This is a genomic window from Haloleucobacter albus, from assembly GCF_052492075.1.
Genome location: NZ_JBQWAS010000029.1, coordinates 145407 through 162241 on the forward strand (window position 1 = coordinate 145407; position 16835 = coordinate 162241).

Annotated in this window: 11 protein-coding genes, 1 tRNA gene and 1 pseudogene; 6 read left to right on the top strand and 7 right to left on the bottom strand. The window is 60.2% G+C overall.

Going from position 1 to position 16835, the window contains the following annotated elements:
- Nucleotides 1-167 precede the first annotated feature (167 nt).
- Together aroB and ACT6QH_RS13165 are read left to right on the top strand one after the other, a co-directional pair.
- Nucleotides 168-1961 carry a 3-dehydroquinate synthase gene (aroB, locus tag ACT6QH_RS13160; RefSeq protein WP_444975359.1) on the top strand — a complete coding sequence of 598 codons (1794 nt, stop codon included), beginning with the start codon at nt 168-170 and terminating at the stop codon, nt 1959-1961.
- 218 nt (nt 1962-2179) lie between these two features.
- Nucleotides 2180-2422 carry a cysteine rich repeat-containing protein gene (locus ACT6QH_RS13165; protein ID WP_444975277.1) on the top strand — a complete coding sequence of 81 codons (243 nt, stop codon included), beginning with the start codon at nt 2180-2182 and terminating at the stop codon, nt 2420-2422.
- 374 nt (nt 2423-2796) lie between these two features.
- Here the strand turns inward: ACT6QH_RS13165 and ACT6QH_RS13170 are convergent, their stop codons facing one another.
- The 5 genes from ACT6QH_RS13170 to ACT6QH_RS13190 all read right to left on the bottom strand — a co-directional run bounded on the left by ACT6QH_RS13170 (nt 2797) and on the right by ACT6QH_RS13190 (nt 8550).
- Complete coding sequence (locus tag ACT6QH_RS13170; protein ID WP_444975278.1) at nt 2797-3492, bottom strand: TIR domain-containing protein; 696 nt, start codon at nt 3490-3492, stop codon at nt 2797-2799.
- Between the two features lie 245 nt (nt 3493-3737).
- Nucleotides 3738-3813, bottom strand: a tRNA-Ala gene (locus ACT6QH_RS13175).
- Between the two features lie 89 nt (nt 3814-3902).
- Entirely contained in the window at nt 3903-7133 is a 3231-nt protein-coding gene (locus ACT6QH_RS13180) for an efflux RND transporter permease subunit (protein ID WP_444975360.1), read from the bottom strand.
- 74 nt (nt 7134-7207) lie between these two features.
- Complete coding sequence (locus tag ACT6QH_RS13185) at nt 7208-8266, bottom strand: efflux RND transporter periplasmic adaptor subunit (protein WP_444975279.1); 1059 nt, start codon at nt 8264-8266, stop codon at nt 7208-7210.
- Between the two features lie 80 nt (nt 8267-8346).
- On the bottom strand, nt 8347-8550 hold the full coding sequence (locus ACT6QH_RS13190; RefSeq protein WP_444975280.1) for a YgaP family membrane protein: 204 nt from the start codon (nt 8548-8550) through the stop codon (nt 8347-8349).
- Between the two features lie 131 nt (nt 8551-8681).
- On the opposite strand from ACT6QH_RS13190, the gene ACT6QH_RS13195 reads away from it, so the two are divergent.
- From ACT6QH_RS13195 to ACT6QH_RS13210, 4 genes and pseudogenes are all read left to right on the top strand, one after another.
- Nucleotides 8682-8975: an ArsR/SmtB family transcription factor gene (locus ACT6QH_RS13195; RefSeq protein WP_444975281.1), complete on the top strand. Its 294-nt coding sequence runs from the start codon at nt 8682-8684 to the stop codon at nt 8973-8975.
- A gap of 103 nt (nt 8976-9078) precedes the next feature.
- Entirely contained in the window at nt 9079-10008 is a 930-nt protein-coding gene (gene nth / locus ACT6QH_RS13200; protein WP_444975282.1) for an endonuclease III, read from the top strand.
- A gap of 391 nt (nt 10009-10399) precedes the next feature.
- Nucleotides 10400-12399 (top strand): annotated as a pseudogene (locus ACT6QH_RS13205) (BCCT family transporter).
- Nucleotides 12400-12535: 136 nt separating this feature from the next.
- Nucleotides 12536-13798: a D-amino acid dehydrogenase gene (locus ACT6QH_RS13210; RefSeq protein WP_444975283.1), complete on the top strand. Its 1263-nt coding sequence runs from the start codon at nt 12536-12538 to the stop codon at nt 13796-13798.
- 44 nt (nt 13799-13842) lie between these two features.
- Here ACT6QH_RS13210 and ACT6QH_RS13215 read toward each other — a convergent pair whose 3' ends face one another.
- Nucleotides 13843-14679: a transporter gene (locus ACT6QH_RS13215; protein WP_444975284.1), complete on the bottom strand. Its 837-nt coding sequence runs from the start codon at nt 14677-14679 to the stop codon at nt 13843-13845.
- A gap of 385 nt (nt 14680-15064) precedes the next feature.
- A complete protein-coding gene (locus ACT6QH_RS13220) occupies nt 15065-16759 on the bottom strand; it encodes a sigma 54-interacting transcriptional regulator (RefSeq protein ID WP_444975285.1) in 1695 nt (564 codons plus the stop codon).
- Between the last annotated feature and the right edge of the window lie 76 nt (nt 16760-16835).

Consider the following 16835-nt stretch of genomic DNA (forward strand, 5'->3'; position numbering starts at 1 on the left):
CTGGCAGGCGCTCGCCCCGAGGCAAGGGGGTGAGCGCGCCGAACGGTCTCCTCTGCATCTGGCGTTGCCCCCCGGTGGCCTGTTATGCGTTAAGGTTGCCGCAGGCCAGAGGATGTGAGCCAAGGAATTTTCGGGTAAGGAATTTTCGGGTGCAGACAAGAACACGCGTGCCACCGGAAGACAACGCAACCCCAGCCGCAACGGGCGCGGACCACGCTCACCCACAGGCTTCGGCACAGTTGCATATGGCCCTGCTGCATGCGCTGGGCTCCCGTGCTGTGGTGCTGGTGGGCATGCCGGGCGCGGGGAAATCTTCCGTTGGCCGGCGGCTCGCCAAACGTCTGGGCCTGCCCTTTCTCGATGCGGATGAGGAAATAGAGCGTGCCGCCGGCATGAATATTTCCGAAATTTTCGCCCAGCATGGCGAGGCCGAGTTTCGCGAAGGAGAAAAGCGCGTCATGGCGCGGCTTCTCCAGTCCGGCCCACTGGTTCTGGCGACTGGCGGCGGCGCCTTCATGAATGAGGAAACCCGCGCGGCTGTGGCCGCCAATGGTGTTTCCGTCTGGCTCCGAGCCGATCTTCATACATTGCTGCGGCGTGTGAAGAAGCGCAATGACCGCCCGCTTCTGGCGCAGGGAGACCCGGCCGCCAAGCTGAAGTCCCTGCTGGACCAGCGCGGCCCTTCTTATGCCCTTGCCGATGTCGCCGTTGATTCCCGCGATATTCTTCATGATGCCATGGTGGACGAGGTCATTCAGGCCCTGCACCGGCACCTTGACCCGCACACTGCGCAAAACCCGCCTCACCTCCAAGGAGCTGACACCATGCCGAACGCCGCCTCTTCCTCCAGCTCGAATGTGGCGCGCAGCACGGTGCATGTGGATCTGGCCGGGCGGCCTTATGACATTCACATCGGCCCCGGCCTGCTGGCGGAAGCCGGCGCACATGTGAAGGCCCTGCGACCCGGCGCGCGCGTCGCCATCGTGACGGATCGAAATGTGGCCGAACATCATCTGGCCACGGTGCAGAACGCCCTTTCACAGGCAGACATCGAAAATACCGCCATTATTGTGGAGCCGGGCGAAAAGACCAAATGCTGGGCCGGGCTGGAACAGGTGGTGGAGGGGCTGATCGCAGCCCGTATTGAACGTCGTGATCTGGTGTTGGCGCTGGGTGGCGGCGTGGTGGGTGATCTGGCCGGCCTGTCCGCATCCCTGCTGCGCCGGGGTGTAGATGTGGTGCAGGCTCCCACCACCCTGCTTTCCCAGGTTGATTCTTCCGTGGGCGGAAAAACGGGCATCAACTCGCCGCAAGGCAAGAACCTTGTCGGTGCCTTTCACCAGCCGGTTCTGGTTCTTGCTGATACCGCCGCACTGGATACGCTGCCCGCGCGCGAAGTACGGGCCGGTTATGCCGAGGTGGTGAAATACGGCCTGCTGGGCGACCTCGCCCTGTTCGAGACGCTGGAGCGCGATTATGCTGGCGTGCTGAATGGCGGGCCGGAGCGGATCGCCGCCGTGGCTGCGAGCTGCCGCGCCAAGGCTGCCATTGTGGCGCGCGATGAGAAGGAAACCGGAGATCGGGCCCTGCTCAATCTGGGCCACACTTTCGGCCATGCACTTGAGGCTGGAGCAGGCTATTCCAGCCGCCTGCTGCATGGCGAGGGTGTCGCCATCGGCATGGCGCTGGCCTTTGCCTTCTCCGCGCAACAGGGCCTGTGCTCCGGGCAGGATGTGGTGCGCGTGGTGCGCCATCTGGAAGCGGCCGGGCTGCCCACCCAAATCTCGGATGTCCCCGGCGAACTGCCTGATACCGATGGGCTGATGACCCTTATCGCGCAGGACAAGAAAGTGAGCCGTGGTGCGCTCACCTTCATTCTTGTCCGGGGCATTGGCGAAGCCTTCGTAGCCAAGGATGTGGACCCGGAAGCCGTCCGCACCTTCCTCGCCGAGATGCGCTGAAGAGTCTGCCTCCGGCCCAAGCCCCCCGACAAGCCTTCACAAGACATTCCCCCGCAGCCAGACCCGGTTGCGGGGTTTTTCGTTTTTCCACCGCGCATGACCGAAGCCGGAAGAGCTCCAACCGGACCCGCAACCCATTCTGCGACTTACATCTTTCATAAAGCTGCGCTTAAACTCGCATTGCAGCAGTCATGCTGCTCCAGAGCTGGAGAACATATATGCGCACCATCATGATTGCCGCGGCGGCTTCCGCCATGTTGCTGGCCTCAGGCGCAGCCCATGCGAGCGACAATGACGTTCGCGAGAACATCAAGAAATACTGCAAGGCAGATGTGGAACGCCTTTGCTCGAATGTCAGCCTGGGCGGCGGGCGCATCCTCAAATGCCTGAAATCCAAACCCAATGAGCTGAGCGTTGGCTGTGCAAAAGCCCTGAAGGCGATGAAGGATCAGCGGGGCTGATCTGCCTTTCAGCTTTTCGGATTCTGCCCTGCGCGTATCGGGAAAGCTGGGAAAAGGCCCCCAGCGGGGCGTTGTGACCATCCGGTCCAGAACGCCCTGCTTTCCAGCATCAGCACCATGCTGAAGCCCACACACCCCATAGAAAGTGCATGCTCCAAACCCATCACAAAGAATGACGGATAAGCGATCTATTCAGCTTTTTCGGAAAACCAATGGTGGAGCCGCTATACGCCGTCACCGCGACCGACCGCGCCCGCGTTCGTGAAATCTGCCGCAGCACCTACGTCGTGGCCGCTTAGCCGGGCTTGCCCCGCTACCGCCTCGACGCATTCCAGTAAGTGCCCAACTAGCCCCGCTTCGGCGGGGTTCTTTTTCTATAGGTCTTTGATATTGATCGGATAGCCTTGCGCGGCCATTTCTTTTGCAAGCAGCGGCCCCGCGTCCTTCTGCAAACTATCTTTGAATGGAATGTAGATTAGCCCCTGAATATCCGATGGTTTTTCCATCGTATCCTGCTGCGTCATGAGAATCGCGACGTTTTTCCGGCCGAGCAATGCAAGCATCATTCCGAGTTCAAGCACGACGTTTTGCCTTGCCCTAAACGCCTTTTCGTCTTCGTGCCCGGCACGATGCCCCTCATCGTCGGGTGTTGCGAGCACGATAGCGAATTTGGCCTCGCCGGTTGCTTTCTCTAGCTTCTCAATGATTGTCTGCCCTTCGTTGGGCAACTGGTCGAGTATTAGTGGCTCAAGTCGCCAACGGCGCAGCATCGCTTCAAGGTTGGTTCGTGCGGCGGTATTGTGCCCATATACGACAAAGACTTTGCTTAGCATTGGTTTTGCGCCGCCAACGGCAGGCGTGGCCGGTGCCGCGGCGGGCTGGACGCCAAGGCATTCTTTCACAGGCTCTTGGTTCTTGCCTTGAACAACGACTTTGCCCGAATCGTAAACATTGACGATTGCGCCGTTGGATGCCGTAATTTTTGTGCCAGTTCCGTTGGGCAATCTGTCTTCGGAATTAACTTGGAACCCGCCCGCGTGTAGGCACGCTTTTACTTCTTCGACGTTCATTCGGCACCCTGCATTGGTTTGTGCTCAAGCATACGACACTTGGGGGTGCGTGGTCATCACGGTTTCTGCGACGAAGCCTTAAGCCCGGCAGCGGGGTTGGATTGGATGCTGATTGCGATCACGAATGCGTGAACGACACGAACCGCTACGGATCAGATTGCGCCAGCCTGCCCGGCTGCGTTGCAGTAGTAGGGAGTTAGTAGATTTCGGCTTGGCCGAAATTTCCCAATGAAATCAAGTGAATTTGGTGGAGCCGAGGGGAATCGAACCCCTGACCTCTGCAGTGCGATTGCAGCGCTCTCCCATCTGAGCTACGGCCCCGTGTCCTTGGGAGCGTCATTTAGTGGCGATCCCCTGATTCTGTCAAGCGCGCATCCGGGGCGCACATGCCCCGGATGCAAAGTTATCCACTATTGGCGTAAAAACCGTGCCGAAGCCGGCTTTCCATCGCTGCGCAACACCACATAGATCGCCGGAATCACCAGCACTGTCAGTGCTGTAGACGACAGCAGACCGAAGAACAGCGAGATCGCCAGCCCCTGGAAGATCGGGTCTGTCAGGATCACCGCCGCGCCGATCATGGCTGCAAGAGCCGTGAGCAGAATGGGCTTGAAGCGGATGGATCCCGCCTCCAGCAACACATCCACCAGCGGACGGCCCGGCGTGCGGGCGTGCCGAATGAAATCCACCAGCAGGATCGAATTTCGCACAATGATCCCCGCCAATGCGATGAAGCCAATCATCGAAGGAGCCGAGAAGGGCGCATGGAACAGCCAGTGCCCGGCCAGAATGCCGATGAAGGTCAGTGGAATAGGCGTGAGGATGACCAGCGGCAGCTTGAAGCTGCCGAACTGGGCCACCACGAGGATGTAAATGCCCAGAATGGCCACCATGAAGGCCCCGCCCATATCGCGGAAGGTCACCCAGGTCACCTCCCACTCACCATCCCACAGCAGAGTGGCCCTGCTTTCATCTGTCGGCTGGCCATGCAGGGCAATTTCAGGCTTGGGCAGATCGCCCCAGTCGATATTGTCCAGCGCCTTGCCCACGGCGATCATGCCATAGACGGGGGCCTCGAACTCTCCGGCCAGCTCCGCTGTCACCATTTCGGCCGCACGGCCATTATGGCGGAAAATGGGGTGGGATGAAGGTTCGCGCGTTACGCTCACCACATCGCCCAGCTCAATCACACCGCGTCCGCCGGGCACGGCATTGGCCGGCACCGGTGTGGAGAGCGTGCGGGCATCCACCACCTTGTCTCCCTTGGAGAGTGACAGGCGGATCGGAATTGGCGCACGCCCCTGCCCGCGGTGCGAATAGCCCACCGTGGAACCCGCATAGAAAGCCCGGATGGCATCATACACATCCGCCTGTTCCACCTTGTAGAATTCGAGATTGTCCTGATCTATGGACAGACGCAGGCGCTCGGCCGTGGTGCCGAAACTGTCATCCACATCCACAATGAAGGGCACGCTCTCGAACGCCTCGCGCACCTTGCGGGCCACAGCGCGACGGGTTTCCGGGTCCGGCCCGTAAATCTCGGCCAGCATCGTGGCCAGAACCGGCGGACCAGGCGGCGGCTCCACCACCTTCAGCGCGCTGCCCGGCGGCAACTGAACGGCTTTCAGCCGCTCACGCACATCCAGTGCAATATCATGGCTGGCGCGGCTGCGTTCGCCCTTGGCTGTCAGGTTGAGCTGAATATCGCCCTGCCGCGGCGTGGTGCGCAGATTATAATGGCGCACAAGACCGTTGAAGTTGAAGGGCGAGGCCGTACCGGCATGGGTCTGCATGGACACCACCTCCGGCACATCCGCCAGCAAGGTCGCCATATCCTGCAACACCCGGTTGGTTTCCTCAACCGAGGTGCCCTGCGGCATATCCAGAACCACATTCAGTTCGGTCTTGTTGTCGAAGGGCAGCAGCTTCACCGTGACATGCTGCGTGTAGAACAGCGACATGGAGGCAAATGTCACCACAGCAACCGCCAGCAGGAAAATCCAGGCGCGGGCCTTGCTGCGCAGAATGGGTTCAGCCACCCGCACATAGAAAGCGCCCAGCCGCCCCCCGCCCGCCGCTTCATGCGCATGGGCGACAGACATCTTGGAACTGGCGATCTTCATCATCAGCCACGGCGTGAGGATCACCGCGACAAAGAAGGAGAACACCATGGCCGCCGAGGCATTGGAGGGAATGGGGCTCATATAGGGCCCCATCATGCCGGAGACGAACAGCATGGGCAGCAGCGCCGCCACCACGGTGAGCGTGGCGACAATGGTGGGGTTACCCACCTCGGCCACCGCCTCCACCGCAGCCTGTGCGCGCGAGCGGCCATCCTTCATCGCCCAATGGCGGGCGATATTCTCAATCACCACAATGGCATCATCCACCAGAATGCCGATGGAGAAGATGAGTGCGAACAGGCTCACCCGGTTAAGCGTGTAGCCCATGAGCCGGGAGGCGAACAGAGTAAGCAGAATGGTGGTGGGAATAACCACAGCCACTACTGCCGCCTCGCGCCAGCCAATGGCGAAGCCCACCAGCACCACGATGGACACCGTGGCGAGGCCGAGATGCAAGAGCAGCTCATTAGCCTTCTCATTGGCGCTTTCACCATAATCCCGCGTGATGGACATCTGCACATCCGCCGGCACCATATGGCCGCGCAGCTCATCCAGCCGCTTCAGCACCTCTTCGGTAATGAGCACGGCATTGGTGCCGGGCCGCTTGGCAATAGCCAGGGAAACCGCCGGCACACGCACCAGTTCCTCACCGGAAGCTGAGCGGCGCACATCATAAACGCGGGTCTCGTTCGGCTCACTGGCCAGCGTCACCCGCGCCACATCGCGCACATAGACAGGCCGGCCATCACGGGCCGTGAGCAGGAGATTGTCGATCTGCGACGGGGTTTGCAGGGTCTGGCCCGCCACCAGCGTGTTCTGGCGCCCCGCTTCGCGCACATAGCCGGCCTGGAAGGAGCGGTTCGCCCCCTCTATCTTGCCGGCGAGCTGCGCCAGCGTGATGCCATAGAGAGAGAGCTTCTCCGGGTCCGGCTCCACACGGATCTGCTCTGGCTGATCCCCGACAATGTAAGTGTAGCCAATATCCGGCAGCTTCGCGATTTCCACCTGGAGCTCACGGGCAATGCGGGTAAGGCCGTTCGCCGTCCAGCGGCTGGCGGCCTGCTCGCCTGGCGTGAGAGTGACGACGAGAATAGCCACGTCATCAATTGAGCGCCCCACGATCAGCGGCTCGGGAATGCCCACCGGCATGCGGTCATAATTGGCGCGGATTTTCTCATGCACGCGCAGAATGGCGTCGTCCGGGTCCGTCCCCACAAGGAAACGGGCTGTCAGCATCACACCATCATCATTGGTGTTGGAATAGACATGCTCCACACCATCAATACTCTTGACGATGGTTTCCATCGGCTCGGTCACGAGCTTGGCGGCATCTTCCGCTTTCAGACCATTGGCCTCGATGTGAATATCCACCATCGGCACGGAAATTTGCGGCTCCTCCTCCCGCGGAAGGGTGATGAGCGCGATCAGGCCGAAGGCGAAGGAGGCGATCAGCAGCAGCGGTGTGAGCGGGGATCTGATGAAAGCGCGCGTGAGCGTGCCGGCAATGCCAAGCTTCACATGCGTCTCAATCTGTGCCGGCTCCGTATTATGAGAGCCGGAAGGGGTATCTGGGCTGTTCATGTCCGCATCCTTCACGGCATCACCACGCGGTCGCCATCGGCCAGCCCGGTGAGGACCTCAATGCGCGGCTGGCCGCCTTCATTGAAATGCTCGCCCAGCACCACGGCCACATCCATGGGGCCATGCGCCGTATCCAGCCGCACATAATCCACGCCATGTCGGGTGGAGATGGCGGCTGGCGGCACGGACAGCACCTTGCGCTTGCCAATCTCGATCCACACCAGCGTGCGTTCATTCACGAAATAATCGCCCAGATCCGCGACATCGACATCAGCCATCACGCGGCCGCCGGTGATTTCGGGATAGACCTTGACGATGCGCCCTTCACGCGCGCTTTGCTCATTCCCGGCCGTCTGGGTGGAAATGCCACGCCCGCCAATGCGCACCGTGCCACCTTCATGAATATTGGCGGCGTGGCGTTCCGGCAGGGAGAGACGCAGATAATACTGGCCTGAGGCAATACGCGCGATCACATCACCCGCCAGCACCACGGAACCCGGCGTCACCGGCACTGTCAGCACGCGCCCATCTGCCGGGGCCAGCACAGCGCCTTCCCGCACCTGCTGCTCGATCACCGATTTATTGGCCTCCGCCGCAACCACCTGATTGGAGGCGACATCAAACTGGGTCTTGGCGGTATCCACCCGGCTCTGACTGGCCACGCCACGGGTCAGGAGGGTGCGAGCGCGCTCCAGCTCTGTCTTCGCATTCTCAAGCTGGGATTTGGCTTCCAGAACCCGTGCATTGGCCGCGTTCATGGAAAGGGCGAGCTTGTCATCCACCACGAGGGCGATTTCATCCCCCTCCTTCACCACACTGCCTTCGGAAACCTTCACCTCGCGCACCGTACCGCCAATACGGGCACGGGCAGGCACGATGGTGCGGCTTTCCACCTCGCCAAACACGGCCTTGGTTTCCGGCATTTCCCGAGCCTGGACAACGAAATCGCCGGCCTGCGCCGCCGAAAGAGAAAAACTCGCCAGAGCGAATGTGGCCGTGCCGATGCTCAATGTCCCGATGGCACAGGCACGAAGCAAAACCGCGCGAAGCGGATGAACAAGACGGGGCATGGAATTCTCGCGGTAATCAGGAAGCCTTGCGGCCACCAGGTTTCGCAGGCAACGGGCCCGGCATGCCGGGCCAGACACCATCAGGAAAAGGCGACGCCGGGCTTGAGGCCCATCTTCTTGAAGAAGATCGCCGCCGGGCAAAACCCCGTGATGGAGGCCTGCATAAGGTTCACACCCACAAAGGCCGTGAGCCAGAACCAGTAGGGAGACACAAAAACGCCAAGGGCGAGTGACACAAGCACCATGAACCCGGCGAACAGCATGACGGCACGATCAACAGACATTATAACCCGCTCCATATCCATGATGGCGCATCTGAAGGGTCAGCCCCCTTCAGGCCCATGCGCCGGGAAAACATCATGGGTTGCATATAACATTCAGATATCATAAATTCAATATTATGAATGTATCAGAAATGATCCCGGCCTCCGAGCGCGCGGCCGAACTGATGCGCAGCCTTTCACACCCTCAGCGGCTGCTGGTGCTTTGCGCCCTTGGCTCGGAGGAAAAATCAGTGGCCCAGCTACGTGAGGAGCTGGGCATTGAGCAGGTGCCGATGTCGCAGCAACTCATGCGGTTGCGGGCAGACGGGCTGGTGACAGCGCGTCGCGAGGGCACCAATGTTTTCTACCATATTGCCCGCCCGGAAGTTCTGGACATCGTCAATGCCCTGCACCAGACCTTCTGCGGCAAGGCAGCGGAATGCTGAAACAGCCGTGCCTCACCTGACCTCCCCGCCCTGCTTCCCGGAATAAGCGCTCCGGCTTGCCATTGCACTGGCCTCCGGCCCGCCTGCACGATATAGGGCAGCCATGCCGCGCAAGATTTCAAACCCTTCCAGCCTGCCCCGCACACCTTCTGCCGAGCCGGAAGCCGCCTCCACGCAGGCTGCGCCGCGCCAGAGCCCTGCAACACCCACGGCCAAAAAGAGCAGCATCACCGGAAAAGCTGTCTCTTCCAAAAAACCTCTATCCAGGTCCGCCACTCCGACACCATCGGAACCGACCGCCGGCGAAAGCGCGCCACGCCGCAACAAGGCCGTGGCCAATGCCGCAGCTGCCGCCCATGGCAAGACGCTGGCCCGCAAACGCACCAAAGGGGCCGGAGTATGGAGCGATGCGGAAATCTCCGAAGCCTTTTCCCGGTTCGAGGCACAAAACCCGGAGCCGAAGGGCGAGTTGGAATATCACGATCCCTACACACTTCTGGTTGCTGTTGTACTCTCCGCGCAAGCGACGGATGTGGGCGTGAACAAGGCCACGCGCGGCCTGTTTGCAGAGGCCCCCACCCCGGCATCCATGGTCGCGCTGGGAGAAGAGGGCGTGGCCCGGCACATTCGCACCCTTGGCCTGTATCGCAACAAGGCCAAGAATGTCGTGGCGCTTTCACGCCTGCTGCTGGAGCGCCATGATGGTGCGGTGCCGCAAGACCGCGATGCGCTGGAAGCCCTGCCCGGCGTCGGCCGCAAAACCGCAAATGTGGTGCTGAACATCGCCTTCGGCCTGCCCACCATTGCAGTCGATACCCACCTGTTCCGCGTGGCCAACCGCACGGGCCTCGCCCCCGGCTCCACGCCTCTGGCTGTGGAGCTGGCACTGGAAAAGCGCATACCGGATCGCTTCAAGCTGCACGCCCATCACTGGCTCATTCTGCACGGGCGCTATATCTGCAAGGCCCGCCAGCCCGAATGCGCCCGCTGCGTGATCGAAGATCTCTGCCGCTGGACAGACAAGCATTTCTGAGCTTTCGCCCTTCATCATCAGCACATTGCAGAGCAGGCCAGATCGCGCACGCGCCGCGCCCTTGGCTGTCCTTGCCCCGCAGGAATCAGGGGCCGGCGCGCCCGCACATCCGGCTCTGCGCACCCCCTTACCCCTCCTGAAATGATGCGCCGCACATATCCGTCATGCGTCCGGCCACGAGCCTGACCACGAACTTGGCGCAGCCCGGCCACGAGCCAAATTTCCAGTGCCATTCCAGTCAGATGGAGATGCAGAGCTGCGGCGGAAGCTGACAGAATATCCATGCCGCATCGCACCCACTTTTTCGTATTTCGAGCTAAAGGGTGGAAATTATGGAGAAAATGTGCTTCATTCCCCCGAATTAAGTCACACATGAGACAGATGGGGTTGCATGAGCGGCAAACTAACCATTAACCCACCCGTCTTCTTCGGGTCGGTTATTATAATAGCAATATTTGTCGCTATTGGAATTATATTTCCCGATTCCGCAGAAGATATATTCTCTTCGATTCAGAACAGTATAATTTCAGCATTCGGATGGTTTTATATTCTATCCGTTGGTATCTTCCTGTTCGGTATCCTGATTTTGTCAACGGGTCGTTATGGACGGCTCAAGCTTGGCCCGGATGATGCAACGCCGGACTTCCGCTTCACATCATGGGTTGCGATGCTCTTCGCCGCAGGCATGGGCATTGGCCTGATGTTCTATGCGGGGGTGAGCCTATTACTCACTTCATGAAGCCACCTGTTGCGGAATCCCGCTCCATTGCGGCGGTGCGTGAGGCAATGTCCGTCACTTTCTTCCACTGGGGCATCCATGCCTGGGCCGTCTATGGCGTGGTGGGTCTGGCGCTGGCCTATTTCGGCTATCGCTACAATCTGCCGCTGACCATCCGCTCCGGCCTCTACCCCCTGCTGAAGGACCGCATCAATGGTCCCATCGGCCATGCGGTGGACATCTTCGCGATTGTGGGCACCATGTTTGGGCTGGCGACCTCGCTGGGCCTTGGCGTCACACAGATCAATGCGGGCCTTGCCTATCTCGTCGGCATCCCGGTGAATGTGGAAGTCCAGATCATTCTGATCGCCGCTGTCATTGGCTGCGCCACCATCTCGGTCATCACCGGGCTGGATAAAGGCGTGCGGATTCTCTCCGAGACCAATCTCCTGCTGGCGATCCTCCTGATGCTGTTCGTGCTCGTTGTGGGCCCGACTGGGGATTTGCTGCGCGATTTCGTGCAGAATATCGGCCTGTATCTGGATAATCTTCTGGCACGAACCTTCAATATCTATGCTTATGAACCCACGCCGTGGATTGATGGCTGGACATTGTTCTACTGGGCATGGTGGATTTCCTGGTCGCCGTTTGTGGGCATGTTCATTGCACGCATTTCGCGGGGCCGTACGGTGCGTGAATTCATTGTCGCCGTACTGTTCATCCCTGCCGGCTTCACCTTTTTCTGGATGACGGTTTTCGGCAATACGGCCATTTTCATTGATACCACCGTCGCCAATGGCCAGCTGGCCGCAGATGTGGCGCAGGATGTCTCGGTGGGGCTGTTCCAGTTCTTCGAATATCTGCCCTTCCCCTTCGTCACCAGCTCTCTGGCTGTCGCGCTGATCGCGGTCTTCTTTGTCACCAGCGCGGATTCCGGCGCCCTCGTGATGGATGCTATCGCTGCGGGTGGTGAAACCCAGACCTCCACAATCCAGCGCCTGTTCTGGTGTGTGCTGGCTGGTGTGGTGGCTGCGGGCCTGCTTCTGGCGGGCGGCCTGGGTGCCCTGCAAGCCGCAACCATCGCCAGCGCCCTGCCCTTCACCTGTGTGATGCTGGCGCTGCTCTGGGCCCTGTTTGCCGGCATGAAATCCGACCTGTCGCAAAGAGAAGCCCATGTGGCGATTTCCAGCACAGCGGCCACGCCTGCGGCCCAGCCGGCCAGCGGCCTCACCTGGCAGCGTCGTCTGGCCCTCATTCTCCATGCACCTACGGAGAAGGAGGTGGAGAAGTTCATCCAGCGTGATGTGCGCGGCGCTCTGCAACAGGTCGCCAGCGAACTGGAAAAGGCTGGCCGCGAAGCGACCGTGGCGGACGAAGATGGCGTTGTGACGCTGACAGCTCCTGCGGATGGCGTGCGTGACTTCATCTATGGCGTCATGCCGGTTTCCCAGCGCCTGCCCGCTTTCTCGGCCGGCAAGGCTGCCAATACCGAGCATCGTTATGAAGCACGCACCTTCTTCTCCAACGGCGCCCGTGGCTATGATGTGATGGGCATGACCAAAGAGCAGCTGATTGCCGATGTGCTGACCCAGTTTGAGCGTTATCAGCTTCTGGTTCAGTCCCCCGCCTCTCAGCTGGTCATTGAAGCACCGGAGCATATCGGCACGGTGTGAGCCGGCCTTCATCCTCTGATGCCATGATCTGAAAGCGTGGCAGCTTTGCTGTCACGCTTTTTCATACCCCATGTTCATCGACAGAAAATCAGCTAAGCTGTGACAATTCCCTCAAAGATGAGGCAGCGGTCACATCATGCGGGTTCTTGTTCTTGGCAGTGGCGTGGTTGGTGTCGCCAGCGCCTATTTTCTCCTCCGGGCAGGCCATGAGGTCACCGTGCTGGACAGGCAACCTGCCTCCGGCATGGAAACATCCTTTGCCAATGCCGGGCAGCTTTCCTACGGCTATTCGTCCCCATGGGCCGCGCCGGGCATTCCCCTGAAAGCCATGCGCTGGCTGCTGATGCATCACAGCCCCCTTGTCGTGCGCCCCGGCCTCGATACACGCATGTATGTCTGGATGGCGCAGATGCTGGCAAACTGCACGCATGGCGCCTACCGCCGCAACAAGGCACGCATGGTGGCGCTGGCTGAATATAGCCGCGACATGCTGGCCGAGGTGCGGACCCAGACCAGTATCGAATATGATGGCCGCAGCCGGGGCACGCTCCAGCTCTTCCGTACCCAGAAGCAGCTTGACCATGTGGGTGATGATACGGAAGTGCTCAAAGCCCATCAGGTCGCTTATGAAGTGCTCGATCAGGCTGGCTGCATCGCACGCGAGCCGGCGCTGAAAGAGGTGCGGGAGAAGATTGTCGGAGGCCTGTTCCTGCCGGAAGATGAAACCGGAGATGCTCATCTCTTCACCCAGCGGCTCTCTGCCATCACCATCGCCATGGGTGCCACCTATCGCTTTGGTGAAACCGTGCAGCATCTCAGCCATGAAGATGGGCGCATCACCGGAGCAGCGCTGGCCAGCGGTGAAGTGGTGAAGGCGGATGCCTATGTGGTCTGCCTAGGCAGCTACAGCCCGGCCCTGCTGCAACTGCTGGGCATGGATCTGCCGATCTTTCCGGTGAAAGGCTACTCCCTCACCCTGCCCATCACCAACCCGGATGCCGCCCCCCAATCCACCGTGATGGATGAAACCTACAAGATCGCCATCACCCGGCTGGGTTCGCGCATTCGCGTAGGGGGCACGGCGGAAGTCGCCGGCTTTGATCTGACATTGCACGAGGCCCGGCGGGCCACGCTGGCGCATTCTGTCTGTGATCTGTTTCCCGGTGGGGGCGATATCGACAAGGCAACCTTCTGGACCGGCCTGCGCCCCATGACACCCGATGGCCCACCCATTATCGGCCCTACGCCCTATGCCAACCTCTTCACCAATACGGGGCATGGCACGCTGGGCTGGACCATGGCTTGTGGCTCTGGCCGTGTGCTGGCCGATATTGTCAGCGGCAAGACACCTGACATTGATGCCTCTGCTCTCGCCATCAGCCGCTATCAGAAACGCTGACATGGGCAAAGCCCCCGCTTGGGCGGGGGCTTGCCTGAAGCGCCTCATTCCAGCGCCAGTTGCTGCTGTGCGGGCGAAGGTTTGGGAGACCAGAAGGGCACCACGATATTGGCCCAGGCGCGCGTATCCCGGCCGCCATAATTATCTTCATACAAATCTGTCGTCAGCTTGAGTTGCAGGCTGAAAGCCCCAAAATCATAGCCAATCAGACCACCGGCCGCGAACTGGCTCTGCTTCTGATAGCCTGCATAGGGGCTGGACAGATCTGTTGAGGCGAAGGCCACTGCGCCCAGCTCAAACTTGCCGAATTTGCGAATGGCGGTGAAATCGGCATTGAACCAGGCCGGTCCGCCCTCCACCCCACTGCGCCCGGTACCATAGACCAGAGTGGTGCTGAACTGCCATTCGGCCGTAAGATAGCTGAGTGCGGCAATGCCCTGGAACGAGGCCCAATCATCGCCAACATCGGATTGAATAGGCAGATAGACGCCGGCCTGAAAGCCCCCATAAAAATTGTTTCCCAGATCCCACTTGATCTGCATATCGAGAATGGGATTGGCGAACCCCGTCAGGGTTGGTCCATTATCAATATTGACATTGGCGAAGGGCATCACCGTATCGAAAAGGAGCCGCCCGCCCGCAATTTCCCATGGCGTGGACCAGATCAGCCAGGCCGGCGCGGCAGCGAAGGAATCCACCCGCGGGTTTGAATCGCGGGAACCATAAGTGGGAATGGAAATCAGATAGGCACCTTCCGGCAGCGGAAAACCCAGATGGATGCCGGTGGAAATACCGGGCATCAATTTGGACCCGGCCTCCGCTACAGAAACCGACAGACCCAGCGCTGCGGTCACCGCCGCTGCCTTCGCAAGTGCTTTCATTGCCTCCCCCATCTCTGGTTCGCTGGGCGGGCGCCCAATACGCCGCCCCGGCCTTTCCGGCTTGTCTGCCGGTTCCATGCCGCTCACTGTCCGGGACGTTAGGAAAGCTCCATCATGCGGTCTAATACTCGATCAGAGCTGCATTCATACCCTTCAGGTATGGAATACCTAGATACCTCAACGCAGCTCCGAGAAAGCCCGGCGCGACATATGCCGAGCTGGCGCAGATGTGTGGCCATTCAGCAAAACAAACGAACAAGCCTTTGATTATATGAAATAATATTCATACTCGCGCAGATAATGGAACTGCCAGATATCACCATTTCCACTCATGCGAACCCGCAGCCGAGGGAGACGCAACCGATACTTTGCCCGCTCCATGTTGCTAAGATGACACAGCACTTTCCGCACCATCTTCCTGCTTCAGCCGATAGGCGAGCTGGCGACGGGTGATGCCCAGCAAACCTGCGGCCTGAGTCAGATTCCCCCCTGCCCGTGCCACGGCCCGCTTCAACAGACGTTGCTCATGGGCTTGCAGGTCGAAATCATCTGTCAGCAGGGCATCATAGATCTGGTCCTGCCGGCCCTCTTCCAGCTTGCCTAGCCCACCGCAACGCTCCACCCGCGCGCCTGCGCCCGGCATGGGGGCCGGTGATGGCCCGGCGAAGAGGTGCTCCAGCTCAATCTCTCCCCCGGCTGGGGCCAGCAATATGCCCCGCTCCAGAAGATTGTGCAGCTCGCGTACATTGCCCGGCCAATCATGCGCCATCAGCGCCTGCATGGCCCTGTCGCTCACACCACGGACACTTTTGTGGTAGCCGGGCGCTATCTTGTCGATCAGCGCCGAGACCAGCAGCGGAATATCATCCTTGCGCGCACGCAGGGGCGGTATGGTCACCGGGTAAGTCGCCAGGCGATAATAAAGGTCCACCCGGAAGCGCCCGTCTTCCATGGCCTTGTGCAAATCCACATTGGTGGCGGCAACCACCCGCACATCCACCTTTCGGGTTTCACTGCCACCAAGACGCTCGACCTCGCCGGTCTGCAAGGCGCGCAGCAGCTTCACCTGTGCGGAGGGCGGCAGATCCCCCACTTCATCCAGAAACAGCGTGCCACCATCCGCCCGCTCAAACCGACCGGGGCGTGAGGTTTGGGCGCCGGTATAAGCGCCCTTCTGCACGCCAAACAGCTCTGCCTCCACCAGATCATTCGGCAAAGCGGCACAGTTCACCGCCACAAAGGGTTTGTGGGCCCGATTGCTATGGTCATGCAGCCAATGGGCGAACACCTCCTTGCCGGCTCCGGTTTCGCCCAGCAACAACACACTGATGGGGCTGTTCGCTGCCTTGCTCAACAGATTGAAAGCCGCGCGGAAGGCCGCAGACTGCCCCACAAGCCGCCCTTCGCCCTGCTGCTCATTCAGGCGACCGCGCAGCTGGGTCAGTTCCTCTTCCATCTCACGCAACTGCCCCTCAATGTTTTCGGGCTCGAAATATGCGAGATATTCGGCATCGTCCCATTCTTCGGCCGGCTTGCCGACAATGACGCATTTGTCATGTCCGCAGCACATGCACTGTTCCTCCCGGAACAGAATGAGGCGCTTGAAGAACTGGCTGGTATAGCCCGACGCATAGCCCACAATGGTCCAGCAGGCGGGTTCATCCCCCAGCCCGAAAAGCTGCAAATGGCTTTCCGCCTCCCAGGAGTGGCTCCATTCCACCTCACCGTTGAAGGTGCCCTTCTCCCAATCAATATCGGCCTTGCGAATAAAGGCCTTCACCAGCCCTTCCACCGCATGCAGCTCCGGGCCCAGGCTGAACACATCATAAGGCTCGCCACTGCCACTGAGCTTGCGTGCCAGGTCCGCATCCTGCTGGCCGGCAGCAAAGCCCATGCGCAACAGCAGCCCTTGCGCCCGTCTGCGCCCCAGCGTTTCAAACAATTCGCGCCGCAGCGCGCCGAAGGCCTTGGCATGCAGCAGCAACATCCGGCTTTCATCCAGCCAGATGCACGCATTATCGAAGTCGAACCGCAAACGTGAGCGCAGATCGAATTGCTCGATGAGCTTCGTCTTCGCCATGCCATTTCCTCCTCCCGGTCCGGGTCATATGAGCGGGTTTGTCCCGCTTCCGCCCGTGCGCACTCTTGTTCTGCGC

Excerpts from the sequence above, each read along its gene's own strand:
- ACT6QH_RS13165 (WP_444975277.1), top strand. The coding sequence starts at position 2,180 with ATGCGCACCATCATGATTGCCGCGGCGGCTTCCGCCATGTTGCTGGCC.
- ACT6QH_RS13170 (WP_444975278.1), bottom strand. The coding sequence starts at position 3,492 with ATGAACGTCGAAGAAGTAAAAGCGTGCCTACACGCGGGCGGGTTCCAA.
- ACT6QH_RS13185 (WP_444975279.1), bottom strand. The coding sequence starts at position 8,266 with ATGCCCCGTCTTGTTCATCCGCTTCGCGCGGTTTTGCTTCGTGCCTGT.
- ACT6QH_RS13190 (WP_444975280.1), bottom strand. The coding sequence starts at position 8,550 with ATGTCTGTTGATCGTGCCGTCATGCTGTTCGCCGGGTTCATGGTGCTT.
- ACT6QH_RS13195 (WP_444975281.1), top strand. The coding sequence starts at position 8,682 with ATGATCCCGGCCTCCGAGCGCGCGGCCGAACTGATGCGCAGCCTTTCA.
- nth (WP_444975282.1), top strand. The coding sequence starts at position 9,079 with ATGCCGCGCAAGATTTCAAACCCTTCCAGCCTGCCCCGCACACCTTCT.
- ACT6QH_RS13210 (WP_444975283.1), top strand. The coding sequence starts at position 12,536 with ATGCGGGTTCTTGTTCTTGGCAGTGGCGTGGTTGGTGTCGCCAGCGCC.
- ACT6QH_RS13215 (WP_444975284.1), bottom strand. The coding sequence starts at position 14,679 with ATGAAAGCACTTGCGAAGGCAGCGGCGGTGACCGCAGCGCTGGGTCTG.
- ACT6QH_RS13220 (WP_444975285.1), bottom strand. The coding sequence starts at position 16,759 with ATGGCGAAGACGAAGCTCATCGAGCAATTCGATCTGCGCTCACGTTTG.